Raw genomic sequence first — 25,602 nt, 5'->3', positions numbered from 1 at the left:
TCGATGGGTGGCAAGATGGGCGCATGACGACGGCCGAGCTCACCCTCGAGGCTCCGGACACCTCTGCGACGGGCGGGTGCTGCGCGCCGCTCGTGCGCGACGCCGCCGACCCGGCGACCGCTCGCGACCTCGCCCGGGTCTTCAAGGCCCTCGGCGACCCCACCCGCGTCCAGCTGCTGTCCATCGTCGCCGCGCACGACGGCGGCGAGGCGTGCGTGTGCGACCTCACCGAGCCGGTCGGCCTCGCCCAGCCGACCGTGAGCCACCACCTCAAGATCCTCGTCGACGCGGGCCTGCTCACCCGTGAGCAGCGCGGGCGCTGGGCGTACTACTCCCTGGTCCCCGGTGCACTGACGCGGCTGGCGACCGCGCTCACCGAGACCGCGGGCGACGGCTGACGGCCGAGCGGTCAGGAGGCGACGAGCTCGGCCATCTTGTCGAGGCACTGGTCGAGGCCGGTGCGCGAGAGGTCGCGCGCCTCGACCGTGGTGTAGCCGCGCTCGGTCATCGTCACGGTGGTCCGTCCGTCGCCGAGGTCGGTCAGGACGACCTCGTGCTCCCCTGCCTCGGGGACGCCGTCCGGTATCCCCGCCTCCGCGGGAGAGATCGCCTCGAAGTCGTCGTCGGCGAACCGGAAGACGTAGCGCAGCAACCGGGGCACCTCGAGCTCGGTGATGTCCCAGCGGGAGTGCTGGCGGAAGCCGCCCCACTCGGCGGGGGCCTGCATCGTGACGCGGATGCTGCCGCCGGGCCGCGCGTCGACCTCGGCCCGGGGGCAGGAGAAGCCCGCAGGGCCCCACCAGGAGCGCAGGTCCTCGGGCGTCGTCCAGGCTCTCCACACGCGCTCGACCGGCGCGTCGAGCACGCGCTCGACACGGACGTCGTACGTGGCCTCGCTCATGGTGCCGCCTCCTCGCGGATCGATGCCCACGACGGTAGCGGGCCGGACGGGCCCCGGAGAAGAGCCTGCCCGATGTGGGAGGAGTGCGGCAGGATGGCGGCATGACGCAGAGCACCGACGACGACGCCCGCCCGAGCGGGTCGGGAACGGCCGGCGGTGACCTCCTGCTCCTCGACACCGCGAGCCTGTACTTCCGGGCGTTCTTCGGCGTGCCCGACTCGGTCAAGGCTCCCGACGGCACGCCGGTCAACGCCGTCCGCGGGCTGCTCGACATGATCGCGACGCTCGTCGCCGACCGCCGTCCGGCGCGACTCGTCGCGTGCTGGGACGACGACTGGCGCCCGGCCTTCCGGGTCGACGCGATCCCGTCGTACAAGGCGCACCGGGTCGCGCGGGAGGTGCCCGGCACGACGGGCGTCGAGGAGGTCCCGGAGAAGCTCCTCGCGCAGGTCCCGGTGATCGTCGACGTGCTCGCCGCGCTCGGGATCGCGCGCGTCGGGGTCCCGGGCTACGAGGCGGACGACGTCATCGGCACGCTCACCGCGCTCGAGGTCGCGCGCCGGGCCTCCGCCGGCGCGTCCCTCGACGCGGACGGCCGCGCCGCCGTCGAGGTCGTCACGGGTGACCGCGACCTGTTCCAGCTCGTCGACGACGCCGCGGGCGTGCGCATCCTCTACCCGACCAAGGGGGTGCGGAACCTCGACGTCGTCGACCAGGCGCGCCTCGCCGAGCGGTACGGGCTGCCCTCCGGCCAGGCGTACGCGGACATGGCCGTGCTGCGCGGCGACCCGAGCGACGGGCTGCCGGGCGTGCCCGGCATCGGGGAGAAGACGGCGGTCGCGCTCCTCGCGCGGTACGGCGACCTCGCGGGTGTGCTCGCCGCGCGCGACGCGGGCGACCCGGGCCTCACCGTCACGCAACGCCGCCGGCTCACCGAGGCGGCGGACTACCTGGCGGTCGCGCCGCTCGTCGTGCGCGTCGCGCCCGACGCTCCCGTCGGCGAGATCGACGACGCGCTGCCGACGGCACCGGCCGACCCTGAGGCGCTCGCCGCCCTCGGCGAGCGCTGGGGTCTCGGGTCGTCCGTGCGGCGGGTGCTCGACGCGCTCGGGGCGCCGCGAACCTGACCCGCAGTCCTCCCTGCTCGTCGGCACGACCCACGAACCGTGACGGAAGGATCAGCACCATGACCATCTCGCCGACCAGGCTCTCCCCCGACGACGTCGCCGCCCTGCGCGACCGGCTCACCGGCACCGCGCTCGCCCGTGGCGAACGCGTCCCCGGAAGCGCCGACGACGACCCGACCGCGGCGGAGCTCGTCGCGGCGCACAGCACGCTCGTCGTGCACGACCCGGACGCCGTCGTGATCGCCGCGAGCGAGCAGGACGTCGTCGAGGCGATCCGGTTCGCGGCCCACCACGGCCTGCGCGTGCGCTCCCACGCGACCGGTCACGGCGAGTCCGCACCGATCACCGACGGGCTCGTGCTCGGGACCACCGACCTCGCCGGGGTGGAGATCGACCCAGAGACCCGCATCGCCCGCATCGGCGCGGGGACGCGGTGGAAGGCGGTCGTCGAGGCGGCGGCGGAGCACGGGCTCGCGCCCGTCACGGGGGCCTCCACCGGGGTCGGGGTCGTCGGGTACACGCTCGGCGGCGGGTACGGGCCGCTCGCGCGGAGCCACGGCGTCACGTCGGACTGGGTCCGTGGGTTCCGGGTCGCGCTCGCGGACGGCTCGGTCGTCGAGGCGAGCGCGGACTCCGAGCCGGACCTGTTCTGGGCGCTGCGGGGCGGCAAGGGCGGGTTCGGTGTCGTCACCCGGGTCGACGTCGAGCTCGCTCCCCTGCGCACGCTCTACGCCGGTGCGCTGACGTTCGACGCCCCGCACGTCGAGGACGTCCTGCGCGGCTGGGTCGACTGGACGGTCACCGCGCCCGACGACGTCACCACGTCGGTCGCGATCGTCGCCTTCCCGGAGCTCCCCTTCGTCCCCGAGCACCTGCGGGGCCGCACCGTGCTCAACCTGCGGTTCGCCTACCCGGGCGTCACGTCCGAGGGCGAGCACCTCGCCGCGCCGCTGCGCGCGCTCGCGCCTGCGCTCACCGACGCGGTCGGCGAGATCCCGACGACCGCCGTCGCGACGATCCACGACGACCCCGAGGGCGCCGGCTCGTCCTGGGTGTCCGGTGCCGCCCTCCGCGAGGTCGATGCGGCGTTCGTCGACCGGTTCCTCGCCGAGCTCGGACCGGGCAGCGGGTCCCCCTTCGTCGCCGTCGAGCTGCGCCACCTCGGTGCCGCCGCGTCGCGAGACGTCGACGGCGGGTCGGCCGTGGGCGGCCGCACAGCCGCGTTCCAGCTCAGCATGGTGGGCGTCAACCCGCCGCGGGTGCCGGACATGATCGAGGCAGCGGCGTCGTTCGCGCAGTGGTCCCAGCCCTGGGCCGCGACCGAGACGAACATCAACTTCCTGCCGGGTCCCTGGACGGACGAGACCCTCGCACGGGCATGGTCCCCCGAGACGGCGTCGCGCCTGGCGTCGGTGCGGTCGGCCTACGACCCGGCCGGCTTGTTCGCGTGGCGGTTCTAGCGGACGACCCGTCATCGGGACACCCGCGCTAAAGCCTGTCGAACAACTATCCGTGGTGGTCGAGTCGGCGTAGTAGGAGCCTGATCTGGGAGAGTGAGACGAAGGGCTTCGTGGGCGGTGAGGGTGGTCTCGTATTGGCGAACGAGTCGGCGGTGGCGGTTGATCCAGCCGTTGGTGCGTTCGACGACCCAGCGGCGTGGTTGGACGATGAACCCGCTTGCGGGTTTGGGTCCGGAGAGGATCTCGAGCTCGATCCCGGCCGCTGTCGCTGCTTGGGTGGCTGACGAGGATGTGACGTTTGATGCCGTCGGTCTTCTTCGGGCCGTCGAAGCCGCGTGGTCCTGGTACGGGTGTGGACTTGACGGACGAGGCGTCCACGGCTGCGGCGGTCGGGTGCTCGTGGCGCCCGTCCGCGATCCGGTCCTGGCCGCGCAGCATGGTGAGCACACGCTGCCAGAGCCCGCGCCTGGTCCACTTTGTGAAGTGCTTGTAAGTCGCGGACCAGGTGACGGTGAAGTCGTGCGGCAGCGCTCGCCAGGGGCAGCCCGTGGTCACGACGTAGAGCAGTGCGTTGACGTACTCGCGCCACCGGTGCTCGCAGCACGGGCGCCCGCCACGGGCATGAACGGGGATCACGAGCGCGCGGATGCGCGCCCGGGCGGTGTCGGTCAGGTCAGACGGGTACGGGAGGCGACGGCTGCGGCTGGCACACCCGCAGCATCGTGGGCGACGGCGCCGACATTCGCGGCCCGTGACCTGCGTGGTCATGTCGGTGGTGGCCGGTAGCTTGCGGGTCGTGGCGAGGCATACGACGTTCCAGTGGGTGGCTGACCCCACTATGGAACAGGCCCGTGCCCTGGCTCGCCACGAGGGCGCGGCGCGGTTCGCCTTCAACCAGGGCCTGCGACTGCATCTCGACGCCCGACGAGCCTCCATGGCGCACGAGGCGGCTGACGCGGGTGGCGATGTCGCTACGGCCAGGGTGCCGTGGACGGGGTTCGACCTGATCAACGCGTTCAACGCGTGGAAGAAGTCCGAGGACGCCGGGCGCCGGTTCGTCATCGACGGCTCAGGCGCCGCCGCGGTCGAGGTGACGGGCCTGGCCTGGCGCAGCGAGGTCAGCGCGCAGGTGTTCGAGGAAGCCGTCGTCGACCTCGGCAAGGCACTGAAGGCATGGACCAACTCCCGGCGCGGCAAGCGCGCCGGCCGGTCGGTCGGGCACCCGAGGTTCAAGAAGAAGAACCCCGAACGCGGCTCGTTCCGGATGCGGAACAAGACCGCCAGGACGAAGACCGGTCAGCGGACCACGATCCGGCTCGGCGAGGCCGGTCCCCGGTCGGTGACGTTGCCCGGGATCGGCGCCATCAAGGTCCACGACGACACCCGGCGGTTGCGTCGGATGCTCGACAAGGGGCGAGCACGGATCCTGTTCGCGACCGTCTCCCGGCGTGGCGGCCGGTGGCGTATCAGCGTGAACGTCGAAGCCGCCGACCTCCACCCTGCCGCCCAGCATCCTGTCCGCGACGACGCCGACCACGGCGGGTGGGCCGGCGTGGACCGCGGGCTGCACGCACCCGTCGTCATCGCCATGGCCGATGGCACCCAGACCCTGCGCATCGACAAGGCACCACAGGCGCTGCGTGCGGCGCAGCCCGTGACCCGGCGGCTGCAGAAGTCCGTGTCCCGCAAGGTCAAGGGCTCCGTCAACCGGCGGGCCGCCGCCAAGCGGCTGGCCCGTCACCATGACCGGGTCCGTGCCCGCCGTCACCACTTCCTGCACCAGGTCTCCAACGCGTCGGTCAAGACCCACGACCGGCTCGTCATCGAAGACCTCAACATCACCGGCATGCTCGCCAACCACCACCTCGCCGCAGCCATCTCGGACGCGGCCTGGGGTGAGCTCTCCCGCCAGATCACCTACAAGATGGCCTGGCGCGCCGGGCACGTCCTGACCGCGGATCGGTGGTTCCCGTCGTCGAAGACCTGCTCCGCGTGCGGGGACGTCACCACGACGCTCAGCCTCGCAGACCGGGTCTTCACCTGCGAGAGCTGCGGGCACACCATCGACCGCGACCTGAACGCCGCGGTCAACCTCGCCACCTGGGGCGTCAAGCACCACTCCCAGGTCCTGGACCCCGAAGCACGAGGCCAGGTCAACAACGCCCACCGACCGGACGGCTCTGGCCGACGCCCCCGCGTCGGCGAAACCAGCCGGGACGACGTGGGAACCCTCACCGCCACCGCGGCATAGGGACGTCCGAGAAGGACGCTGCCGTACACCTCACCGAGGTTTTCGACAGGCTTTAGCGACCGCCGGTCAACAACGTCAGGAGCTCGTGGACCCGATCAAGCGCGTCGACCGGGTACGGCGTTCGGTCGACGCGCTTGATGCGGTCCAGTGACATCGATTTCACCTGCTCGCACATCGCCACCGTGGCGGTGGCGGCCCCCGGCGTGAGGTTGACGTGCGTGGACCAACCGCGATCCGTGTGCGTCAGGGGCACCGCGATCAGCAGCCCACGAGCGCGGTGCAAGGGCGGCTCGGACAGGACCAGCCACGGTCGGTGCTTGGCCTGCTCTCGCCCGACGGTGGGGTCCATGCTTGCCCAGGCAACATCTCCCCGCCTGATGGGCCCGGTGAAGGACCGGGTCACTCGGCCGCCTCGAACCGCTCGATGTAATCCTCGGTGTCGGCCGCGAACGCGGCATCGGCCTCGGCGAGCTCGTCCCGATACTCCTGGTCGGGCGCCTCGGCTTCCAGCGCTGCCCAGAACTGTGCCTTGCGCCTCTGTTCGAGCATCTCCTCGATGAGCTGCCCTTGGGTCACCCGGGCCTCCCGAGCAGCATCGCGTACGTGGTCCCGGACCACACGGGGCACCTTGATGGTAGACATATCTGTCATACCTCCAGGTTATCGCGAAGGTATGACGCGGGGTACCCGTCAGTCGCGGCCAGGCGGGTCGATCGTCCGGGCTGCCGTGCGGCGGACCCAGCGGCGTTGCCACGGCGTCTCGACGGCGCGGGGGCGGTAGTGCGCGCGGACCCAGCCGACGGCCTCGTCGGGTGCGACTCCGCTCAGGACCGCGAGCAGCGCGAGCGCCGTGCCGGTACGACCGGTACCGCCTCCGCACGCGATCTCGACGCGCTCGCCCGCGGCCCGCTCGTGGGCCATGCGCAGCGCCACGACCGCTTCCGCCGTCGACCGGGGCAGCGCGAAGTCCCGCCACTGGACCCATCGCGACTCCCATTCCTGGGCGGGCGGGCGGGAACCGGTGAGGTAGATCCCGAGCTCCGGTTCCTCCCCGGGTGCAGGGGGGCCGTCGCGCAACCCCCGGCCGCGCACCCGGCGACCGTCCGGCAGCTCGACCACGCCCTCCTCGTGCTCCCACCTACCCACGCGCCCTCCTCTCACCGCCGGGCGTGCCGCTGCGCCGGCGCAGCGGCGGAACGCTGGCCGTCCGCCGCACGATGTGAGCGGCGGCGCAGGACGTGGACGACGTAGGCGACCGCAAGGAGCGCGACGACGACGAGGACGCCCTTCTGGTACGTCCCGATCGCGGCCTCGATCTGGGTCCACCGCTCACCGAGACCGTAGCCGAGCAGGATCAGCGCCGTGTTCCAGACGCCGCTCCCGAGCGCCGTGAGCGCGAGGAACCTCCCGATCGGCATGCGCTCGACGCCGGCGGGGACCGAGATGAGGCTGCGCACGATCGGGATGACGCGCCCGACGAGGACGGCGGTCGTCCCGTACCGCGCGAACCACGCCTCGGCGGTGTCGAAGTCCTCGGCCCGCACGAGCGGCAGGCGCGCGGCGACCGCGCGGAGCCGCTCGGCGCCGAGCGCGGCCCCGAGCCAGTAGAGGAGGAGGGCGCCGACGACGGACCCTGCCGTCGTCCACAGGATCGCCTCGAGCAGCCCGAGGCTGCCCTGTGCGGCGGTGAAGCCGGCGAGGGGCAGGATGACCTCGCTCGGGATCGGGGGGAACAGGTTCTCCAGCGCGACCGCGAGCCCCGCGCCGGGCGCGCCGAGCGACTCCATGAGGCTCACCGCCCAGTCGGTGAGGCGGCTGATCGGTCCGGCGTCGGCGGAGGTGCCCAGGTCCTGGGTCGTCGAGAGGGTCATGCCGTCGACGCTAGGGACGGCGCCGACCCGCCACAGCGCGGTGTCGCGCACGACCGGCTCCGGCATCCCGGACGCGATGGTGCGGTTTCCCGCAGTCCGCCTGCGGCGACGTCTGACTAGGGTGGGCGCGTGCCTGCCCGAGCGCCCTCCGTCGTCCGCGCGTCGTACGGAGTCGCGCTCGGGGTGTGCCTCGTCCCGATGGATGCAGCGGCACTGCTCGCCGCGGCGGCGGTCGCCCCGTTCGCGCGGACCGGGTCGGGCACGAGCGCGTGGCGCGACCGGTTCGTCCGGGGCGCCGTGCACGTCCACGAGCGGCGGCTGGAGCGGTGGCTCGGCTGGGTCGCGGACCCCCGCGAGGGCGGTGGTCGGCCCGCGCGCTACCTCGCCGCGCGCCTCGCGGTGGGCCTGCTCAGCGCGGGGATCGTGGCCCTGCTCGCCTACGGGGCGTTCGCCGCGACGCTCATGATCGCGTCGTGGGCGTTCGGCCTCCGCGTGCCCGCGCTCGCGGACGACGACAGCGACCCGACGACCGGCCTCACCGTCCTGTCGGCGGTGGTCCCCGGCGCGATCCTCCTGTACCTCGCGGTCATGGGCCTCGTCGGGTCGGCCGTGCTCGAGCGGGCGGCGGCGAGCCGGCTCCTCGGCGCGGAGGACCGCACACAGCTCCTCGCGCAGATCGAGTCGCTGACGGCGTCGCGCACCGACATCGTCGCGGCGGTCGAGGCAGAGCGCCGACGGGTCGAGCGGGACCTGCACGACGGCGTCCAGCAGCAGGTCGTCGCGCTCGGCATGCTGCTTGACCGCGGCCGGCGCGCCGACGACCCCGCGGTGCGGGACCGGCTCCTCGCCGAGGCGTCGGACGAGGCGGCTCGCGTGCTCGCAGGGGTGCGCGACGTCGCATGGCGCGTGCACCCCGCCGCGCTCGACACCCGTGGTCTGCGGCCGGTGCTGGCCCGACTCGCGTCGCGCTCCGCGCCCCCGGCACGGCTCGACTACCGGCTCGACGGTCGCCTGCGGCCGGAGGTGGAGGCGTGCGTGTACTACGTCGTGTCCGAGGCGCTCGCGAACGTCGCCAAGCATGCGGACGCGACGCGGGCGGCCGTCGCGGTGGCGGCGACCGACGGCGTCGTCACCGTGACCGTGACCGACGACGGACGGGGCGGCGCGACGACGCGTGGCGGGCGCGGCCTCGCCGGGCTCGCGGCTCGGGCGGCCGCGCTCGGCGGTTCGCTCGACGTCGACAGCCCGCTCGGCGGCCCCACGACCGTGACGGCGGTGCTGCCGTGCGCGTGATGATCGCCGAGGACTCGGCCCTGCTGCGCGAGGGGCTCCGGGCCCTCCTGGTGGACGAGGGCGTCACGGTCGACGCCGCCGTCGGCGACGCCGACGAGCTGCTCGCACTGCTCGGGCGATGCCCGGCCCCGGACGTCGTGCTGCTCGACGTCCGGATGCCCCCGACGCACACCGACGAGGGGATCCGGGCGGCGATCGAGGTCCGCCGCCGGTTCCCCGGCGTCGGCGTGCTCGTGCTCTCGCAGTACGTCGAGGCAGAGCCGACGCGCGACCTCGTGACCGGCGAGGGGGCGGGGGTCGGCTACCTGCTCAAGGACCGCGTGATGCGCGTCTCCGAGCTCCTCGACGCGCTGCGGCGGGTCGACGCGGGCGACTTCGTCGTCGACCCCGAGGTCGTCCGTCAGCTCTTCGCCGACACGCGCCGCTCCGACCCCCTGTCGCGGCTCACTGCGCGCGAGCTCGACGTGCTGCGACTCATGGCAGAAGGGCGGACGAACGCGGGCGTCGCGGCGGCGCTGCACCTGTCGCTCTCGGCGGTCGAGAAGCACGGCAACGCGATCTTCACCAAGCTCGGACTCGACGCCGCCGCCGGGTACAGCCGCCGCGTCCTCGCCGTCCTGCGCTACCTCCAGGGGTGAACGACCGAGTGGCGTCGACATGCCCGCTCACTCCGCGCTCTAGCCTCGAGACCGTGAAGACCGTCCTGGGATGGGCCATCGCCGGCGCGGCAGCTCCCGCAGCGCTGCTTCTGCTGACGTTCGTCCTCGTCACCCTGGCCATCGGCATCGACGACCTCGTCGCGAACATCGGCGCGTTGCTCCTCGCACTGATCATGATCGTCCCGCCGGGAGCGCTCGGAGGTGCCCTCATCGGGCTCGTCGATCACGCGCTGGAGCCGGTACGTCGCCCACGGCGAGACCGGGGCCTCCGCGCGTGCGCGGGCTCTGCCCGCCGCGCTCGGGCTCTTCGTGCTCCTGGCCTGCCTCGTCGTGGTCCTGCTGCGACTCACCGCCACGGACATGACGAACGTCGCGTTCAACTTCGTCGTCTCGGCGGCCGTGGCCGCTATCCCGGCAGCCGTCGCCTACGTGCGGTAATCCCGTCTCGCTGCACCCCTCCCCCAGGCGCACGACGCACGGTGGTGGTGCTTCCGGGACGACGGCGGCGCGTCCGGTCAGGCGCCGAACAGGGCGCTGAGCCGAGGGAGCCAGCGCGCGTTCGCCGCCTCGTCGTCGAAGTCCCAGTCCTCCCCGGCGGGCTCGCTCCGCGACGGTGCGACCGCCGTCCCCTCGCGCGCGGCGTAGTACGCCTCGTCGTCCTCGCCCGTCGCGCGCGACCACGCGTCGCCGACGAGCGAGTCGAGGGACTCGTACCCGAACCAGGCCGAGCCGCCGTCGGCCATCGCCGCGATCACGGGATGGTCGGCGAGCGAGTCCGGGTCGGCGAGCGTGCGCTCGAACGTCGCGCGCCCTGCGAGGACGAGGCCGTCGCGGAAGTCCATGAAGCCGTCGTCGCTGCACCCGCCCTCGACGAGGTAGGCCGCTGCCCAGACGGGCCACCCGTACGCCTCGTGCGAGAGCGCGTCGGATGTGACGGCGAACGCGAGGATCTCGTCCGCGCCGAGCCGCTCCACGAGGAGGTCGGTCAGTACGCCGGGGAGCGGGTCGTCCTCCGCGCCTCGGTCGTCCGCTCCGGAGCCGGCCCGGGCGCGGGCGTAGTCGACGAGCTGCCAGAAGGTCTCGGTGTCCATGGCCGAGACGGTAGGGCGGGGTACCCACACGAGCCCAGAGGTCAGCCGGTCCGTCGGGCCAGCACACCGGAGACGAACGTCTGGACGACCACGTCGGCGTCGTACCGCGGGTCGTTCGCCGCCCCGATGCAGAGGTTCCCGATACCCCTGAGCACCGTGTATGCGTCGAGGGCCGGACGAGCGACAGCTGGGCCGAGGGCGTCGTCGGGCACGGCGTCGAGCGCCGCGTCGAGGAGCGAGCCGCACACGGGAGGCCAGGCGCATGATCCCCGGGGCCTGCTCCTACCGCGCGGTCCGGGACGAGAGGCCGGTGGCGGAGGCCGCCGTGTGCAGAGCGTGACGGGCGGCGGCGATCGCGGGATGCCTCCGGGTGCCCCGGCGGTACGCCAGGGAGGTCCGGCGTCGGATCGCGAGCGGTGTGAGGACCACGCCGTCGGGAGCGTTCATCGTCCCGAGGTCCGGGACGAGGGCGACACCCTGACCGGCGGCGACCAGGGCCAGCACGGCGCCGAAGTCGTCGGCGTGGTGACGGATGGACGGCGTGAAGCCGGCGGCCTCGCAGGCCCGGACGGTCAGGACGTGGCACAGGGTCCCGGGCGTGCCGGCGATCCAGGGGGCGTCTCGACGGTCGGCGAGCGACCCGGGGTCGGTCGCCGCCAGGTGCACCGTCTCCTCCAGGAGCGGTTCGGACTCCAGACCGGGCTCCGCAGCGAGGGGGACGTGGTCGTACTCCTGGACCAGCGCGACGTCGAGCGAGCCGCCGCGGAGGGCACCCGGCATCGTGGCCGGGTCGAGCTCCGAGACCCTCAGGCTGAGCCCCGGATGGTCGGTGCTCAGACTGACGACGGCGGGGGTCAGGAGGGTCGGCACCGCGGTCGGGAACACCCCGATGCGCAGGACACCGCTCAACGTCGTGGCCGCCGACGCCAGGTCGGCGGAGGCCGCTTGCAGGATCGCGAGGATCGACTCCGTGTGCTCGACGAGACCCTCCGCCACCGGCGTCAGGGTGACCCGGCGGCCCGATCGCTCCAGGAGCGGCACCCCGGCCTCGCGCTCGAGCGCGGAGAGCTGTTGCGACACCGCCGAGGGCGTGTAGCTGAGCGCCTCGGCGACGGCCGCGATGGTCCCGCGGCGCGACAGCTCACGGAGGAGCCGGAGCCTGCGCACGTCGAGCATCAGCACACCTTACGTAGTGCAGCACCAACGTGAACTGGACCTGATGGCTGAGAGCCGCCGATCGTTGCTCCATGACGCTCTCCGGTCTCTACGTCCCCTTGGTCACCCCGTTCACCGCCGACGACCGGCTCGATCTCGACGCGCTCGCCGCGCTCGCCGCGACCGTCCTTGACGAGGGCGCCGCCGGCGTCGTCGCCCTCGGGACGACCGGGGAACCGGCGACGCTGAGCCGCCGCGAGGCGTGCGAGGTCGTCGAGGTCTGTGCTCGGGTCTGCGCCGAGCGCGGCCGACACCTGATCGTGGGCACGGGGACGAACAGCACCGCCTCGTCGGTCGGCCTGCTCGCCGACGTCGATCCCGGGACCACAGCGGCGCTCGTCGTCGTCCCGTACTACACGCGCCCGTCGCAAGACGGAGTCGTCGAGCACTTCCGCCACCTGGCAGCGGCGACGCCCGTCCCGCTGGTCGTCTACGACGTCCCCTACCGGACGGGTCTCACCCTGACCGTGGACACGCTGCACCGGCTCGCCGACCTGCCGGGCGTGGTCGGGTTCAAGCACACGGTGGGCTCGATCGACGACACCACGATCACGTTCCTGAGCGAGATCCGCCCCGACCTGTCTGTGCTGGCGGGTGACGACCTGTACGCGGGGCCCCTGATCGCCCTCGGTGCGCGCGGAGCGATCATGGCGAGCGCCAACGTGGCCGCGCGCGCGTACGCCGAGCTGGTCCGGGCGTGGCAGGACGGCCCTACCGAGCGTGCCCTGACTCTGCACAACAGGCTGGTTCCCCTCACTCGCGCCCTGTTCACCGAGCCCAACCCGGCCGTGATCAAGGCAGTCCTCGCCGCCGCGGGCCGGATCGCCAGCCCCCGCGTGCGGCTGCCGCTGCTCCCCGCCACCCCGGCCGCCGTCGCCGCGGCGGTCGGGTGCGCCGCGACGGTCGGCCGCCGCGTGCTCGCGTAGACCGCCCCACGAGCGGGCCTACCTGCACAGGGCGGCCCGTCGCGCTCAGGGGCGCGCGTGCTCGAAGATCACGCTCGTGCTCGTGCCTGCGACCTCGGGCCGGACGCTGATCGTCCGGGAGACGAGGTCGCGCAGGGCGTCGGAGTCGGCGACGGCCACGTGCAGGAGGAAGTCGCGGTCGCCCGTCACGAAGAACACGCTCTCGACGTCGGGCAGCGTCAGCAGGTAGTCGCGGAACGCCTCGAGGCCCCTGCGCGCGCCCGCCTGGAGCCGGATCGCGATGAGCGCCTCGAGCCCTCGGCCCAGCGCGGCCGGGTCGACGTCGGCGCGGAAGCCGCGGATCACGCCACGGTCCACGAGGGCGCGGACGCGCGCGTGGCACGTCGACGGGGCGATGCCGACGCGGGCCGCGATCGCCGCGTTCGTGGCGCGTGCGTCGGTCGCGAGGACGTCGAGGATGCGGCGGTCCACGTCGTCCAGGACGGCGGGTCGAAGATCCTTCGGCACGGTGGGCCTTCTCTCGGGTCGTCTCGACGATCACGACGATCTCCGTTCTACCGCACGACGATCCTGCGGTCCATCTTGATGCGCACCGAACGATCGACCACGCTGGTTCGTGTGCGACACCATCCCGTCGCACGCCAGCCACGCGCGCGCCTCGCCACCCGCGAGGCGGGCGTCGGTCGAAGGAGCCCGGCGTGAGCGTCTCGTCGCACGACCCCCAGAACCCGCGGAACCCCGCTCCCGCCGGCCGACCCGCGCCGTCCCCGGGCCGCACCCGAGCTCCCCGCACGGCCGTCGTCGTCGGCGCCGGCATGGTGGGCCTCGCGACCGCGTGGCACCTGCAGGAGCAGGGCGTCGAGGTCACGGTGGTCGACCGCGACGGCGTCGCCGCCGGGTCCTCGTGGGGCAACGCCGGGTGGCTCACCCCCGGCATGGCGATGCCGCTCGCCGACCCCTCGCTGTGGACGTACGGGCCGCAGGCCCTCCTCGACCCCGCCGCTCCCCTGCACGTGCCGCTGCGGTTCGACCCGCGCCTGTGGTCGTTCCTCGCGCGCTTCATGGGGCACGCGACGCAGCGCCGCTGGGACCGCGCGATGGCGGCCCTCACGCCGATCGACCGCGTCGCGCTCGGAGCCTTCGACGAGCTGGCGTCCGGCGGCGCCGTCGGGCACGGCGTCGAGGCACGCACGACGCCCGGACCCTTCACCGTCGCGTTCGAGCACGAGCGCGAGGCACGCCCGTTCCTCCGCGAGCTCGAGCACGTCGCCGCCGCCGGGCAGACGGTCCCGGTCCGACGCGTCGAGACCGGCGAGCGCGCGCCACAGCTCACCGACCGCGTCTCCACCGTCTACGCCCTGGAAGGGCAGCGCTTCCTCGAGCCCGGGCCGTTCGTGCACGCCCTCGCCGACTCGGTCCGTGCCCGCGGCGGGACGGTCCGCACCGGCGTCGACGTGAGCGCCGTCCGCCCCGACGGCACCGGCCTCCGCGCCTACGCCCGTACCCGGCGCGGAGGAACGTCCCTGCGCGCGGAGCTCACGCGTAGGCGCGCCGACGCCACGCGTAGGCGCGACGGCGGCGGGTCCGTGCGCGACGGCGGCGGGCCGGCCGGGACGGTCGGGCCGGCCGACGCATGGGGCGAGGCGGAGACGCTGCGCGCGGACGCCGTCGTGCTCGCGACGGGCGCGTGGCTGCCGGCGCTCGCGACGCCGCTCGGGGTGCGCACGCGCGTCCAGGCCGGGCGCGGGTACTCGTTCACCGTCAAGACCGACGCGCCCGTCGAGACGCCGATCTACCTGCCCGCGCGGCGCGTCGCGTGCACGCCGTACCAGGGGCGGTTCCGCATCGCGGGGACCATGGAGTTCCGCGGCCCGGACGAGCCGCTCCAGCCGCGACGGATCGACGCGATCCTCGCGTCCGTACGGCACCTGTTCCAGGGCGTCGACCTCGACGACCGTCACGACGAGTGGGTCGGGTCGCGACCGGTCACACCCGACGGGCTTCCGCTCGTCGGCGCGACGCGCACCCCCGGCGTCTACGTCGCGGGCGGACACGGCATGTGGGGCATGGTGCTGGGCCCGGCGACCGGCCGCGCGCTCGCCCGGCTCGTCACGACCGGCGAGACCCCGGACGAGATCCGCCCGTTCGATCCGCTGCGCTGACCTCACGCTCCACCCGCCGAACACGACGTTGCTGTCGTTCTCGGCCAGTTCACGACAGCAACCTCGTGCTCGACCAGGGGCAGGGTCGTGGTCGACGGCTGGGGCCGCGGCCCTACGCTGCGCCCATGGACCTCGCGCGCTCGATCCCGCTGTTCGTCCTCGCCGCGCTGCTCGAGATCGGCGGGGCATGGCTCGTGTGGCAAGGGCTGCGCGAGCACCGGGGGTGGTTGTGGATCGGCGCGGGCGTGGTAGCGCTGGGGTTCTACGGTGTCGTCGCGACGTTCCAGCCGGACGCAAACTTCGGGCGGATCCTCGCGGCGTACGGCGGGGTGTTCGTCGCCGGGTCGCTGCTGTGGGGCATGGTCGTCGACGGGTTCCGGCCGGACCGGTGGGACGTCGCCGGCGCATTGCTCTGCCTCGCCGGCGTCGCGGTCATCATGTACGCGCCCCGACCGGAGTGACCGAGAGGGTTCGCCCGAGCCGGGCTCCTCGACCGTCGAACACGGGGTGCCGCCCGTCTGCCAGGATGGCCGCGTGGTCATCGACGCCCCGACCGGCAGGGGGCCGGCGCACGCCGTCGGAGCCGGAGACCTCGAGCCGGCCCTTCCCGGTCTCGGCACGGAGCCGGGGCGGGAGCAGTACGCGAGCTGGAGGCGGCGCGTCGTCGCCCACCTGCTCGACATGGCGATCATCGCCACGGTGCTGTTCCTCGCCGTCGGCCCGGCCGTCACGGTGAGCTGGCTGCCGTCGATCGGCCCTGCCGAGAGCACCGGCGCCGCCGTCCCCGGCGGGACGTGGTGGGCGGTCGGGACGACGGGCGTGCTGATCGCGATGCAGGCCTGGACCGGCGCGACGCCGGGCAAGCGGACGGTGGGGATCGTCGTCGTGCGCGACACCACGCAGCGGCCCGCAGGTCTGATCCGGACCGTGCTGCGATGGCTCGCCCACGCCCTCGACGCCCTCCTCTACATCGGCTTCCTCCGGCCGTTGTGGCACCCGCAGCGGCGGACGTTCGCCGACTCGCTGTGCAGCACGGTCGTCCTGCGGCGGGTCCGCCCGCCCGTCCCGTTCCTCGGTCCCGGCACCGCGCTGGGCGGCCCGACGCCGTCGCGCACCCTCACCGGCGCCGCCACAGCCCTCTCCGTGGGGTGCGTCGCGTTCGCCGCCGGTCCCGCCACGTACGCGGGTGGCGGTGCGTGGACGTCGTCCTGCACACCGACGGTCACCGGGGCGTCACCGTTGACCGTCGAGGACGTGCAGATGGTCGGCTGGTCGGGGCCGGGGACGGAGACCCGGTGGGGCGTGACCCGGACGCGCCCGGTGCCTGACGACGCCGGGGACGGCACCGGCCTCGACGCGACCTTCGCGATCGACGTCGACCCGAGCGCCACGGTCACCGAGCCACTGGACGCCGCGCTCGTCGTGCGGCTGGAGACGTGGCAGGGCGACGACCTCGGCGAGCACCGGTCAGCGTTCCGGATCGAGCAGCGGGCGGACGGCGCCGTGGCGTGGGAGGTCGACCCGCCGACGCCGGGCGGCTCCGGGCTCCATGCGGTCCACGTCCCGGCGGCGACGGTCGCGGCGCTCCCTCCGGCGTGGCACTGGGAGGCCTCGGTCGTCGTGGAGGGCACGACGGTCGCCTCGTGCGGGGGCCGCGGTTCCACCTGATGTGAACCCTCCCGCGCCGAGCACGACCGTCCTCGCCGTCGAGAACGTGGTGTCGGCACGGGCCGCAGAACGACAGCAACCACGTGCCCGGCGGGTGGGGTTGTCTCACGCAGCGGCGGATCGTCCGCAACACGGACTTAACGCCGACGACGGCCGGGGGAAACGTCGCGGTCGCACGATGGAGGAGCGCCGGGCCTCGAGCCCGGCGCACCAGCATCCGTCCCGACCACCGCGGCCGCCGTGCGCCCGCGGGACCGAGGAGGCCCCCGTGCCGGACAACCGCCCGCTCTTCTCCGCCCCCAGCACCTCGACGGCCGCCCCCGCGAGGCACGACGTCCGTGCGTCGACCCGTCCCGACTCCCGCCCGCTGGACCTCGGCGTCAACGCGCACGGCGAGCCGCGCCGTCGGGCGAATCCGGGTGACGAGCTCACCGTGGACCCGACCGACCGCCGTCGGCGTGCCCGCGCGGCCCTGCTCGACCTGCGGCGCGACGTCGTCCGGCGCGGCGACGACGGTTGGTGAGCTGGTCGGCCCGGCCGCTCGTCACGACCGCGTGGGCGGACCCGCGTAGGTTGTCCCCATGCGGATCGGAGCCCACCTCGACCAGTCGGACGTCATCGCGCAGGCCGCGAGCATCGGCGCGGACGTCGCCCAGATCTTCCTCGGGGACCCCCAGTCCTGGAAGGGACCGGAGTTCACGTTCCCCGGCGGTGCGGAGGCGCTCAAGGATGCCGCGCGCGCCGCGGACCTCGAGCTCGTCGTGCACGCGCCGTACGTCATCAACGTCGCGAGCCCGAACAACCGCATCAGGATCCCGAGCCGCAAGCTCCTCCAGCAGATCGTGGACGGCGCGGCGGCGGTCGGGGCGGTCGGGGTCGTCGTCCACGGCGGCCACGTGACCGCGGCGGACGACCCGGCGAAGGGCTTCGACAACTGGCGCAAGGCGATCGACGCGCTGCAGACCGACGTGACGGTGTTCGTCGAGAACACCGCGGGCGGCGACTACTCGATGGCGCGCCGCCTCGAGCGCATCGAGGGGCTGTGGGCCGCGATCCAGCAGGCCGACGGCGCAGCGAACGTGGGCTTCTGCCTCGACACGTGCCACGCCTGGGCCGGCGGCATCGACCTCACGACGGCGGTCGAGCAGGTCCGCGCGATCACGGGCCGCCTCGACCTCGTGCACCTCAACAACAGCCGCGACACCGCCGGCTCGGGCGCCGACCGGCACGCGAGCCTCACGGCGGGGACGATCGACCCGGAGCTCCTGCTCGGCGTCGTGCGCGCCGCCAGCACCTCGGTCGTGTGCGAGACGCACGCCGACGTCCCCGCCGACGTCGCGTGGCTGCGCGAGCAGGTCGGCTGACCCGGTGAGCGACCCGAGGCCGCTGGGATTCCGCAACGCGACCGTCGACGCGCGCGACCCGCGCGCGCTCGCCGAGTTCTACCGCCGCCTCACGGGGTGGTCCTACACGCCCGGGCACGAGGAGGCCGACCCGGACGGCGACGACTGGCTCTCGCTCCAGATCCCCGGCGGGGTGTCGCGCCTCGCCTTCCAGCGGTCCGGCGCCGACGTCCCACCCTGGCCGGGAGGCGCCCGCGTGCACGTCGATCTCGACGTCCCCGACCTCGCGACGGCGCACGACCACGCCCTCGCGTGCGGCGCGCGGCCGCTCACGGGGACGCCGGAGGAGGAGGGCCACCCCGACGACCTCTTCCGCGTCTATGCCGACCCGGAGGGCCATCCGTTCTGCCTGAGCTCTCCGCCGCTCGCGCCGGCCGCCCGGGACTGACGTCGTCGGACCAGCGCGCTCGCCGGCGAGCTCACGAAGCTCCTGCGCACGGTGTGTCGATCTCGGCGGTCGGTCTTCGTCGTCCTGGTGTACGGCCGACCGGGCCGTACCCGAGGAGGAGGCACGATGAGCTTTCTGGACACGATCCTTCAGGCCGACCGCCCGCAGCGGTGGGCGGACGGCGCCCGGTACCGTGACGGGCGCAGCGTCGGCGACGGCATCGAGGCCGCCGACGTGGCGTTCTTCGGGCCGATGGTCTTCCGTCGGCCCGCCACGACGTGGACGGAGGAGTCCTGATGCGCTACCTGATGCTGGTGCTGAGCACGCCGGAGGACCCGGACCTGCGCCCGGAGGACGCCGAGGGAGCGCCCGCGATCGAGCAGTGGGTCGAGCGCCACTACGGCAGCGGTGCGGCGGTCCTGGGCGACCGGCTGCGGCCGCCGGCCGACGCGGTGGGCGTGCGGGTGCGCGGCGGCCGGGTCCTCGTCACGGACGGCCCGTTCTCCGAGACGAAGGAGGCGATCGGCGGTTTCGACGTCATCGAGGCCGACGACCTGGACACCGCGATCGCCATCGCGTCCGAGCACCCGATGGCGCACGGCGGGGCGATCGAGCTGCGGCCGGTCTGGCCCCTGAACCTCGACGAGGCGTGAGGCAACGGCACCGGTGACGAGCCCGAGCGACGCCGTCGAGGACGCCTTCCGCACGGAGTGGGGACGCGTCCTCGGCGCCGTCGCGCGCAGCACCGGCGACCTCGACCTCGCCGAGGAGTCCACGCAGGAGGCGTTCGCGACGGCGCTGCGCACCTGGCAGCGCGACGGCGTCCCGGAGCGACCCGGTGCCTGGCTGACGACCACCGCCCGCCGCCACGCGATCGACGTGCTCCGACGGCGTCGGGTCGAGGCGGACCGGACCACCACGGCGGGGCGGCTCGCCGAACGGGTGGTCGCGGGGCCGCACGGCGTCGGCCCCACCGGGGACCCGGTCCCCGAGGAGGTCGCGGACGCCCTGGACGACGACCGGTGGCGGCTCGACGACCCGGACGGGGACCTGCTGCGCCTGCTGTTCACGTGCTGCCACCCGGCGCTGCCCGCCGAGTCGCGGGTCGCGCTGACGCTGCGGTCGCTGGTCGGCATGACGACGGCCCAGGTGGCGCGTACGTTCCTCGTCCCCGAACCGACGATGGCGCAGCGGCTGGTACGGGCGAAGAAGCGCATCCGCGCGACCGGCATCGCCTTCCGCGTCCCGCCCCCGGAGCTGCGCGCCGAACGCGTCTCCGGGGTGCTGACCGTGCTCTACGTGCTGTTCACCGAGGGGTACGACGCCTGGGCGGAGCCCGCGGACGAGGCCGTCGGCTCGGCGGACCGACGCGCCCTGGCGGACGACGCCGTCCGGCTCGCACGGCTGGCCGCGCGGCTGCTCGACGACGAGCCGGAAGCCCGTGGGCTGCTCGCGCTGCTGCTGCTCCAGCACGCCCGCCGCGACGAGCGGACCGGACCCGACGGCGTCGCGCGGACGCTCGCGGAGCAGGACCGCACCCGGTGGAAGCACGACGAGATCGACGAGGGGCTGCGCGCGCTCGACGCCGCGCTCGCCGCGGGCAGCCCCGGCCCGTACCAGGTGCAGGCGGCGATCGCGGCGATCCACGCCCGCGGGAGCGACGACCCTGTCGCCGACTGGTCCGAGATCCTCGGCCTGTACGACGTGCTCGTCGCGATGACCAGGTCGCCGGTCGTCGCCCTCAACCGGGCGGTGGCCGTCGCGGAGGTGCACGGCCCGGCCCCGGGGCTCGCCGCCGTCGACGAGGTGGCGAAGGACCCGGCCCTCACCGGGTACCACCTCCTGCCCGCGCTCCGGGCCGAGCTCCACTCACGCGCGGGACGTCCCGCCGAGGCCGCCGACGAGCTGCGCGCCGCGCTCGCGCTCGTCGACCGGGAGGGCGACCGCCGCCTGCTGCACCGGCGCCTGACGGCGCTGACGGTGCTGACCGCACCGCACACGACGTCGGGGCCCGACGGCATGCTCGCCGCCGCCGACGTGTGACTCCCGCGGTCAGGGCCGATGCGCACGCCCGGCGACAAGGAGCCGCATCCCGGCATGACGGGCGGCCTTGCGGTCGAAGGTCACGATCGAGCCGCAACCCGCCTCCGCAGCGGTCTGCGCGATCACGGCGTCGGCGAAGTCGGCGCCGTCGCGCGTGCGCCGGAGGGCGGCACGAACGGTGTCGGACCGTTCGACCCGGAGCTCCTGCGTGACCAGGAGGGTCTCGACGAACGCGCGCCGCCTGTCGACGGGGATGCCGTACGCGCGCCCGAGCACCCACCAGCACTCGACGAGGACGACGAGCGGGACGAACCCGGGCTCGTCGGGTGGGAGGCCGTCGATCAGATCGTCGGCGAGCGCGGTCTGCGCCTCGTCGTCGCGCACGACGTACCGCACGAGCACGTTCGTGTCGAGACCGATCACGGAGCCGGCTCCTGGACCGACGCGTCGGCGGACTCCACGGCTCCCGCCGCGACCGCGGCGTCCATCTGCTCGAGGCTCACCGCGCGCCGGGGAGGCTCGCCGAAGAACCCCTTGAGCGACCTGACGGTCCGCGTAGCCGGGACGATCTCGACACTTCCGTCGGGAAGCTCGACGAAGTCCACCCGGTCGCCCGCGCGGAGCCCGAGTGCCCTCCGGACGGAGACCGGGATCGTGATCTGTCCTTTGGAGGTGACGGTTGCGGTGGCCATTCCACTACCTTACCTTGCTTCCAATTCCTTACCTTGCAGAAAGGCGTGCTCAGTCGTCGTCGCCCGGGACGTAGGGGCCGCGCCGCAGCTCGAGGTCGATCTGCTGGGCGTCGAGGAGGTCGAGCGCGTGGCGCAACGCCTGCGAGCTGTATGCACCGGACGAGCGCGCGTCGAGCAGCGCCGTGCGCTGGGCGTCGAGCGCGCGCAGCCGCAACTCCTTGTACTGCGCGAACAGCTCCGCCGAGGTGGCCGCGTCGGTGTCCCGGTTCTCGAGCTCGCGCACGACGTCGCGTCGCACCCGGGCGACGACGTCGCCGTCGTACGTGGTCCCGTCGGGACGCCGCAGGTCAGGCGCGTCGACCACGGCGACCGCAGCGGCGTCGAGCTCGGTGCGCACGGCGCCGCGGTCCTCGTCCGCGCGCGTGTGACCGCCCGAGAGACCGAGCCACCGCACGACCCACGGGAGCGTCCCGCCCTGGACGACGAGCGTGCCCGCCGCGACCGCGAACGCCACCAGGATGAGGAACGAGCGCTGCGGCGTGTCGAGCGGGAGCGTCTGGGCCGCCGCGAGCGTCACGACGCCGCGCATCCCGGCCCAGACGAGCAGCGTGCCCTCGCGCCATCCGAGGGGCTCGGCGGTGAGGTAGTCGATGTCGGCGGCCCGGCGGCGCAGCGACGAGCGGATACGACCGACGCGCGCCTCGGGGACCTGCTTCGGCCCGCCGGTACGCGCCCCGTCGAGGTGCCGCCCCGCCGGCTCGTAGGTCGTGCGCGGCGCGTCCGCCGGGCCGAACCGCGCGTCGAACTTCTCCTGCATCCCCTCGATCACGCCGCGCATCGACTCCCCGCGCCGGGCGCGACGCGCGAGGGACCGCAGGAGCGTCGCCACGTACGCCGAGCGCACGAGCAGCACGATGACGGCCGCGAGCGCCGCGATGCCGATCGCGCCCCACACGCTGCCGTGCGCCTCTTGCACGTCGGTGAGGAGCGCGAACAGCTCGAGGCCCATGAGGAGGAAGACGCCGCCCTCGAGGATCAGCTCGACGGTGCGCCAGTTCGACTCCTCGGCGATGCGGTGCTGCGGCCGCAGGTACCTGGCGGCGCCGTTGCCGGTGACGAGGCCGGCGGTCACGACCGCGACGAGGCCCGAGGCGCCCAGCTCCTCCGCGGGCAGGTACGCGATGAACGGGACGACGAACGAGACGGCGGTGCCCAGCGCGGCGCTGGCGAGGCGTCTGCGGACGAAGAGCCCGAGGAACCCGACGACGAACCCGATCACGACCGCGACGACGACCGCGAACACGAAGTCCCCCGCGACGGACCACACCGAGACGCTCGCCGGGGCACCTGCGCTGCCGACGGCCACGGCGATCCCCGCGATGGCCGAGCGCAGGAGGACCAGCGCGGACGCGTCGTTGAGCAGGCTCTCGCCCTCGAGGAGCGTGACGACGCGTGGCGACGCCCCGAGCCGTTTGACGATCGACGTCGCGACGGCGTCCGTCGGGCTGACGATGGCGCCGAGCGCGATGCCCGCGGCGAGCGGGATGCCGGGGATCAGCCAGGTGAAGAGAAACCCGAGCAGCACGGCGCTGATCACGACGAGCACGACCGACAGCCCGCTGATCGCGGTGAAGTCCCGGCGGAAGTCCATGGTCGGCAGGCCCACCGCCGCGGAGTACAGCAGCGGCGGGAGGATCCCCGCGAGGATCCACTCCGGCTCGAACTCGATCTCGGGCACGGCGGGCACGAAGCTCACGCCGACGCCGACGAGCACGAGCACGAGCGGCGCCGCGACCCCGGCCTTCGGCGCGAGGGCGTTGACCCCGACGATGGCAACGACCGCGAGCGTGCCCACGACGATGAGCGAGAGGATCTGCTCCTCGGTCAGGTTGAACGGGAAGCCCATCGACACCTCCGGCGACCGCGGCGCAGCGCCCGGGTCGGCGCGCGGGGAACGGGACCACGCTAACCGCCCGGTGCACGGCCGGTCCGGCGCCGCCCTGGCCGCCGAACCCGGGGTTGTGCGTCATCCAGGGGCCGAAAAGACCCCTATCCCCGGGTTCGGCACGCGCCCGTGATGACCGATGTCAAGAACTCTTGACATGCTGTCCGGCTCGCTTTACGTTGGCGATGTCACAGATGTTTGACATCGATCGGGAGGCGCCATGTCGTACGAGGAGAAGGGCACGTGGGTCTACCTCGTCGTGAGCGTCGTCGTGTACGCCGCGTACGTCGCGGTGATCCTGTCGCGGGCCGACGTCGGGGCGCTCGCTGAGGTCGCGTACGTCGCCCCGCTGCTGTGGTCGATCGGGGCGGCGATCGTCGCCGCGATCGTCGTCCGCGTCGTGGTGGAGACGGTCCGCCCGAGCGAGAGCGATCGCAGCGACGAGCGCGACCGCGAGCTCGCGCGCCGCGGCACCGTCGCCGGGCAGTGGGGCGTCGTGGCGGGGGCGCTCGGTGCGCTCGCTCTCGCTCTCGTCGAGGCCGACAGCTTCTGGATCGCCAACACGATCTATCTCGGCTTCGTGCTCATGGCCGTGACGTCGTCGGTCGTCACGATCGTCGCCTACCGCCGGGGGGCCTGACGTGGGCGGCAAGCCGACACGCGTCACCAACGCGATCCGCGCGCTGCGCTTCGCGCGCGGGGAGATGACGCAGGCCGAGCTGGCGGAACGCGTCGGCGTCACGCGCCAGACCGTCATCGCGATCGAGCAGGGTCGCTACTCGCCGTCGCTCGAGACGGCGTTCCTCATCGCCCGCGCGCTCGGCGCGCCGCTCGACGAGGTCTTCGGGTACCCGGACGACGGCGGCAGCGCCGCCGACCGCGACGAGAGGTGAGCACGATGAGAGCCGCAGTCTCCAGGACCTACGGGCCACCCGACGCCGTGCACGTCGAGGACGTCCCGGACCCGGTGCCCGGCGTGCGCGACCTGCTCGTGCGCAACCGGGCGAGCACGCTCGCCGCTGCCGGGGTCGCCGCGCGTGCGGGCACGCCATGGTTCGCGCGGCTCGCGTTCGGTCTGCGACGCCCGCGCTACCCCGTCCTCGGCGGCGAGGTCGCGGGCGAGGTGGTCGCGGTCGGCCCGGAGGTGACGGAGTTCGCCGTCGGCGACCGGGTCACCGCGCTCACCCGGATGGGCGCGGGCGCGCACGCCGAGCTCGTCGTCGTCCCGGCGGGCGGCGCCGTCGTGCCGACGCCCGCCGCGCTCACCGACGTCGACGCCGCGGTCCTCGCCGCGGGTCCGCTCACCGCGCTGCCGTTCCTCACCGACCACGCGCGCCTGCGCCCCGGAGCGGCAGTGCTCGTCATCGGGGCGTCCGGATGCGTGGGCACCGCGGCGGTCCAGCTCGCAGCCCACGCCGGCGCGCACGTGACGGCGGTGAGCGGACCGCGCGGGCTCGACCTCGTGCGCGAGCTCGGCGCGAAGGAGGCGGTCGACCGCACGACGACGGACGTGACGACCGCCGAAGAGCGCTACGACATCGTGTTCGACGTCGCGGGCGCGCTCTCGTACCGCCGGTGCCGTCAACTCCTCACCGCCGACGGCGTCTACCTCACGACCGACCCGTCGGTGCCGATCCTGTGGCGCACGCTGTGGACGGGCCGACGAGCGCGCGGCCGACGCGGCGTCGTGGCGTTCACCGGGCTGCGACCGACCGAACAGCAGCGCGCGACCCTGCGCGAAGCCCTCGTCCTGGGCCGCTCCGGGGCGCTGCGCGCCGTCGTCGACGCCGCGTACCCGCTCGACCGGATCGCCGAGGCGCACCGGCACGTCGAGCACGCGCACAAGGCGGGGACCGTCGTCGTGACGCTCGGCTGACGTCGTCGGTTCCACGACCGGCTCGAGGACCCCTGCGGTCGCGCGGCGACGCGTCCCGACGCAGGCTGCTCGGAGGTCACCGAGAGAGGGCGAGGGACGTACATGGACGGCGTGGCGGTGCTGGAGGACCTGTTCGGACGGATCGGGCCGGCGGTGACGCGCGCCGTCGACGGGCTCGACGACGACGCGCTCGCCGTGCGCCTCGACCCGGCGGCCAACACGATCGCGTGGCTCGCGTGGCACCTCGCGCGCAGCCAGGACGCGCAGGTCGCGGCCGCCGTCGGGCGCGAGACGGTGTGGACGCGCGACGGCTGGGCTCGCCGGTTCGATCTGCCGTTCGACGACGACGCGACCGGCTACGGCCAGTCCGCCGACGACGTCGGGCGGGTCCGCGCGGGCGGTGACCTGCTCCTGGGCTACGTCCACGCGGTGCAGGTCGAGTCGCACGACGTGCTCGCGGCGCTCACCGACGCCGACCTCGACCGCGTCGTCGACGACGCGTGGGACCCGCCGGTCACGCTCGGCGTCCGGCTCGTGAGCGTCGCGGTCGACAGCCTCGAGCACGCCGGACAGGCCGCCTACGTCCGGGGCGTCCTCGAACGCACCGGCCGCGCCTGACCGTCCCGACCGG

At 73.9% G+C, this 25,602-nt stretch carries 33 protein-coding genes and 1 pseudogene; 21 read left to right on the top strand and 13 right to left on the bottom strand.

Annotated features, from left to right (window positions below; translation table 11 throughout):
- Window positions 1-23: 23 nt before the first annotated feature.
- Window positions 24-398: an ArsR/SmtB family transcription factor gene (locus tag AC4H2H_RS06485; RefSeq protein ID WP_494369982.1), complete on the top strand. Its 375-nt coding sequence runs from the start codon at window positions 24-26 to the stop codon at window positions 396-398.
- Window positions 399-409: 11 nt separating this feature from the next.
- Here the strand turns inward: AC4H2H_RS06485 and AC4H2H_RS06480 are convergent, their stop codons facing one another.
- A complete protein-coding gene (locus AC4H2H_RS06480; protein WP_494369981.1) occupies window positions 410-901 on the bottom strand; it encodes an SRPBCC family protein in 492 nt (163 codons plus the stop codon).
- A gap of 101 nt (window positions 902-1,002) precedes the next feature.
- Between AC4H2H_RS06480 and AC4H2H_RS06475 the strand changes: the two genes are divergently transcribed.
- The gene (locus AC4H2H_RS06475; RefSeq protein ID WP_494369980.1) at window positions 1,003-2,028 is read left to right on the top strand and encodes a 5'-3' exonuclease; all 1,026 of its coding nucleotides are present in this window, start codon (window positions 1,003-1,005) and stop codon (window positions 2,026-2,028) included.
- Between the two features lie 59 nt (window positions 2,029-2,087).
- On the top strand, window positions 2,088-3,488 hold the full coding sequence (locus AC4H2H_RS06470) for an FAD-binding oxidoreductase (protein WP_494369979.1): 1,401 nt from the start codon (window positions 2,088-2,090) through the stop codon (window positions 3,486-3,488).
- A gap of 504 nt (window positions 3,489-3,992) precedes the next feature.
- Here AC4H2H_RS06470 and AC4H2H_RS06465 read toward each other — a convergent pair.
- Window positions 3,993-4,124, bottom strand: a pseudogene (locus AC4H2H_RS06465) (transposase); the annotation flags it as partial.
- Window positions 4,125-4,134: 10 nt separating this feature from the next.
- Here AC4H2H_RS06465 and AC4H2H_RS06460 point away from each other — a divergent pair.
- On the top strand, window positions 4,135-5,739 hold the full coding sequence (locus tag AC4H2H_RS06460) for an RNA-guided endonuclease InsQ/TnpB family protein (RefSeq protein WP_494369978.1): 1,605 nt from the start codon (window positions 4,135-4,137) through the stop codon (window positions 5,737-5,739).
- A gap of 52 nt (window positions 5,740-5,791) precedes the next feature.
- Here the strand turns inward: AC4H2H_RS06460 and AC4H2H_RS06455 are convergent, their stop codons facing one another.
- From AC4H2H_RS06455 to AC4H2H_RS06440, 4 genes are read right to left on the bottom strand one after another with little or no spacing between them, the layout of a single operon-like run.
- Window positions 5,792-6,142, bottom strand: coding sequence for a type II toxin-antitoxin system PemK/MazF family toxin (locus AC4H2H_RS06455; protein ID WP_494369977.1), 351 nt, complete (start codon window positions 6,140-6,142; stop codon window positions 5,792-5,794).
- Window positions 6,139-6,390 carry a hypothetical protein gene (locus AC4H2H_RS06450; protein WP_494369976.1) on the bottom strand — a complete coding sequence of 84 codons (252 nt, stop codon included), beginning with the start codon at window positions 6,388-6,390 and terminating at the stop codon, window positions 6,139-6,141. The genes AC4H2H_RS06455 and AC4H2H_RS06450 overlap by 4 nt, the downstream gene beginning before the upstream one ends.
- A 39-nt stretch (window positions 6,391-6,429) precedes the next feature.
- Entirely contained in the window at window positions 6,430-6,885 is a 456-nt protein-coding gene (locus AC4H2H_RS06445; RefSeq protein ID WP_494369975.1) for a phosphatase domain-containing protein, read from the bottom strand.
- A gap of 11 nt (window positions 6,886-6,896) precedes the next feature.
- On the bottom strand, window positions 6,897-7,610 hold the full coding sequence (locus tag AC4H2H_RS06440) for a DedA family protein (RefSeq protein ID WP_494369974.1): 714 nt from the start codon (window positions 7,608-7,610) through the stop codon (window positions 6,897-6,899).
- 129 nt (window positions 7,611-7,739) lie between these two features.
- Between AC4H2H_RS06440 and AC4H2H_RS06435 the strand changes: the two genes are divergently transcribed.
- The 3 genes from AC4H2H_RS06435 (at window position 7,740) to AC4H2H_RS06425 (ending at window position 10,000) form a co-directional block, all read left to right on the top strand.
- Window positions 7,740-8,903, top strand: coding sequence for a sensor histidine kinase (locus AC4H2H_RS06435; protein ID WP_494369973.1), 1,164 nt, complete (start codon window positions 7,740-7,742; stop codon window positions 8,901-8,903).
- Window positions 8,903-9,541 carry a response regulator gene (locus AC4H2H_RS06430; RefSeq protein ID WP_494370096.1) on the top strand — a complete coding sequence of 213 codons (639 nt, stop codon included), beginning with the start codon at window positions 8,903-8,905 and terminating at the stop codon, window positions 9,539-9,541. The genes AC4H2H_RS06435 and AC4H2H_RS06430 overlap by 1 nt, the downstream gene beginning before the upstream one ends.
- A gap of 222 nt (window positions 9,542-9,763) precedes the next feature.
- Window positions 9,764-10,000, top strand: coding sequence for a hypothetical protein (locus AC4H2H_RS06425; protein WP_494369972.1), 237 nt, complete (start codon window positions 9,764-9,766; stop codon window positions 9,998-10,000).
- 77 nt (window positions 10,001-10,077) lie between these two features.
- On the opposite strand, the gene AC4H2H_RS06420 is transcribed toward AC4H2H_RS06425, so the two are convergent.
- Genes AC4H2H_RS06420 through AC4H2H_RS06410 form a run of 3 tightly spaced genes read right to left on the bottom strand, consistent with a single transcriptional unit; the run spans window position 10,078 to window position 11,829 of the window.
- On the bottom strand, window positions 10,078-10,653 hold the full coding sequence (locus AC4H2H_RS06420) for a DUF4240 domain-containing protein (protein WP_494369971.1): 576 nt from the start codon (window positions 10,651-10,653) through the stop codon (window positions 10,078-10,080).
- Window positions 10,654-10,694: 41 nt separating this feature from the next.
- Window positions 10,695-10,901: a hypothetical protein gene (locus tag AC4H2H_RS06415; RefSeq protein WP_494369970.1), complete on the bottom strand. Its 207-nt coding sequence runs from the start codon at window positions 10,899-10,901 to the stop codon at window positions 10,695-10,697.
- 34 nt (window positions 10,902-10,935) lie between these two features.
- A complete protein-coding gene (locus tag AC4H2H_RS06410; RefSeq protein WP_494369969.1) occupies window positions 10,936-11,829 on the bottom strand; it encodes a LysR family transcriptional regulator in 894 nt (297 codons plus the stop codon).
- Between the two features lie 71 nt (window positions 11,830-11,900).
- On the opposite strand from AC4H2H_RS06410, the gene dapA reads away from it, so the two are divergent.
- A complete protein-coding gene (gene dapA / locus AC4H2H_RS06405) occupies window positions 11,901-12,794 on the top strand; it encodes a 4-hydroxy-tetrahydrodipicolinate synthase (protein ID WP_494369968.1) in 894 nt (297 codons plus the stop codon).
- A 45-nt stretch (window positions 12,795-12,839) separates the two neighbouring features.
- On the opposite strand, the gene AC4H2H_RS06400 is transcribed toward dapA, so the two are convergent.
- A complete protein-coding gene (locus AC4H2H_RS06400; protein ID WP_494369967.1) occupies window positions 12,840-13,301 on the bottom strand; it encodes an Lrp/AsnC family transcriptional regulator in 462 nt (153 codons plus the stop codon).
- A 191-nt stretch (window positions 13,302-13,492) separates the two neighbouring features.
- On the opposite strand from AC4H2H_RS06400, the gene AC4H2H_RS06395 reads away from it, so the two are divergent.
- The 9 genes from AC4H2H_RS06395 (at window position 13,493) to AC4H2H_RS06355 (ending at window position 20,458) form a co-directional block, all read left to right on the top strand.
- Window positions 13,493-14,956 carry an NAD(P)/FAD-dependent oxidoreductase gene (locus AC4H2H_RS06395; RefSeq protein WP_494369966.1) on the top strand — a complete coding sequence of 488 codons (1,464 nt, stop codon included), beginning with the start codon at window positions 13,493-13,495 and terminating at the stop codon, window positions 14,954-14,956.
- A 125-nt stretch (window positions 14,957-15,081) separates the two neighbouring features.
- Window positions 15,082-15,417, top strand: coding sequence for a YnfA family protein (locus AC4H2H_RS06390; RefSeq protein WP_494369965.1), 336 nt, complete (start codon window positions 15,082-15,084; stop codon window positions 15,415-15,417).
- Between the two features lie 73 nt (window positions 15,418-15,490).
- A complete protein-coding gene (locus tag AC4H2H_RS06385; protein WP_494369964.1) occupies window positions 15,491-16,624 on the top strand; it encodes an RDD family protein in 1,134 nt (377 codons plus the stop codon).
- Window positions 16,625-16,892: 268 nt separating this feature from the next.
- Window positions 16,893-17,147, top strand: coding sequence for a hypothetical protein (locus tag AC4H2H_RS06380; protein ID WP_494369963.1), 255 nt, complete (start codon window positions 16,893-16,895; stop codon window positions 17,145-17,147).
- A 58-nt stretch (window positions 17,148-17,205) separates the two neighbouring features.
- Window positions 17,206-17,988 carry a deoxyribonuclease IV gene (locus tag AC4H2H_RS06375; RefSeq protein WP_494369962.1) on the top strand — a complete coding sequence of 261 codons (783 nt, stop codon included), beginning with the start codon at window positions 17,206-17,208 and terminating at the stop codon, window positions 17,986-17,988.
- 4 nt (window positions 17,989-17,992) lie between these two features.
- Window positions 17,993-18,415, top strand: a complete 423-nt coding sequence (locus AC4H2H_RS06370) for a VOC family protein (protein ID WP_494369961.1) — start codon at window positions 17,993-17,995, stop codon at window positions 18,413-18,415.
- A 126-nt stretch (window positions 18,416-18,541) separates the two neighbouring features.
- Complete coding sequence (locus AC4H2H_RS06365) at window positions 18,542-18,712, top strand: hypothetical protein (protein ID WP_494369960.1); 171 nt, start codon at window positions 18,542-18,544, stop codon at window positions 18,710-18,712.
- Entirely contained in the window at window positions 18,712-19,068 is a 357-nt protein-coding gene (locus AC4H2H_RS06360; RefSeq protein WP_494369959.1) for a YciI family protein, read from the top strand. Before AC4H2H_RS06365 ends, AC4H2H_RS06360 begins: the two co-directional genes overlap by 1 nt.
- 13 nt (window positions 19,069-19,081) lie before the next feature.
- Window positions 19,082-20,458 carry an RNA polymerase sigma factor gene (locus AC4H2H_RS06355; RefSeq protein WP_494369958.1) on the top strand — a complete coding sequence of 459 codons (1,377 nt, stop codon included), beginning with the start codon at window positions 19,082-19,084 and terminating at the stop codon, window positions 20,456-20,458.
- A 9-nt stretch (window positions 20,459-20,467) separates the two neighbouring features.
- Here the strand turns inward: AC4H2H_RS06355 and AC4H2H_RS06350 are convergent, their stop codons facing one another.
- Genes AC4H2H_RS06350 through AC4H2H_RS06340 form a run of 3 tightly spaced genes read right to left on the bottom strand, consistent with a single transcriptional unit; the run spans window position 20,468 to window position 23,056 of the window.
- Complete coding sequence (locus AC4H2H_RS06350) at window positions 20,468-20,881, bottom strand: type II toxin-antitoxin system VapC family toxin (RefSeq protein WP_494369957.1); 414 nt, start codon at window positions 20,879-20,881, stop codon at window positions 20,468-20,470.
- The gene (locus AC4H2H_RS06345) at window positions 20,878-21,150 is read right to left on the bottom strand and encodes an AbrB/MazE/SpoVT family DNA-binding domain-containing protein (RefSeq protein WP_494369956.1); all 273 of its coding nucleotides are present in this window, start codon (window positions 21,148-21,150) and stop codon (window positions 20,878-20,880) included. Before AC4H2H_RS06345 ends, AC4H2H_RS06350 begins: the two co-directional genes overlap by 4 nt.
- Before the next feature lie 49 nt (window positions 21,151-21,199).
- The gene (locus tag AC4H2H_RS06340) at window positions 21,200-23,056 is read right to left on the bottom strand and encodes a cation:proton antiporter (RefSeq protein WP_494369955.1); all 1,857 of its coding nucleotides are present in this window, start codon (window positions 23,054-23,056) and stop codon (window positions 21,200-21,202) included.
- Window positions 23,057-23,315: 259 nt separating this feature from the next.
- Between AC4H2H_RS06340 and AC4H2H_RS06335 the strand changes: the two genes are divergently transcribed.
- The 4 genes from AC4H2H_RS06335 to AC4H2H_RS06320 all read left to right on the top strand — a co-directional run bounded on the left by AC4H2H_RS06335 (window position 23,316) and on the right by AC4H2H_RS06320 (window position 25,589).
- Entirely contained in the window at window positions 23,316-23,735 is a 420-nt protein-coding gene (locus AC4H2H_RS06335; protein ID WP_494369954.1) for a hypothetical protein, read from the top strand.
- A 1-nt stretch (window position 23,736) separates the two neighbouring features.
- A complete protein-coding gene (locus tag AC4H2H_RS06330; protein WP_494369953.1) occupies window positions 23,737-23,988 on the top strand; it encodes a helix-turn-helix transcriptional regulator in 252 nt (83 codons plus the stop codon).
- Window positions 23,989-23,993: 5 nt separating this feature from the next.
- Window positions 23,994-24,971: an NAD(P)-dependent alcohol dehydrogenase gene (locus AC4H2H_RS06325; protein ID WP_494369952.1), complete on the top strand. Its 978-nt coding sequence runs from the start codon at window positions 23,994-23,996 to the stop codon at window positions 24,969-24,971.
- A 102-nt stretch (window positions 24,972-25,073) separates the two neighbouring features.
- Window positions 25,074-25,589: a mycothiol transferase gene (locus AC4H2H_RS06320; RefSeq protein WP_494369951.1), complete on the top strand. Its 516-nt coding sequence runs from the start codon at window positions 25,074-25,076 to the stop codon at window positions 25,587-25,589.
- The last annotated feature ends 13 nt before the right edge of the window (window positions 25,590-25,602 follow it).

The organism is Cellulosimicrobium sp. BMG9.22, assembly GCF_059159975.1.
Note: the sequence above shows the minus strand (reverse complement) of the source record. Positions and strands in the feature narration are given on the sequence as shown.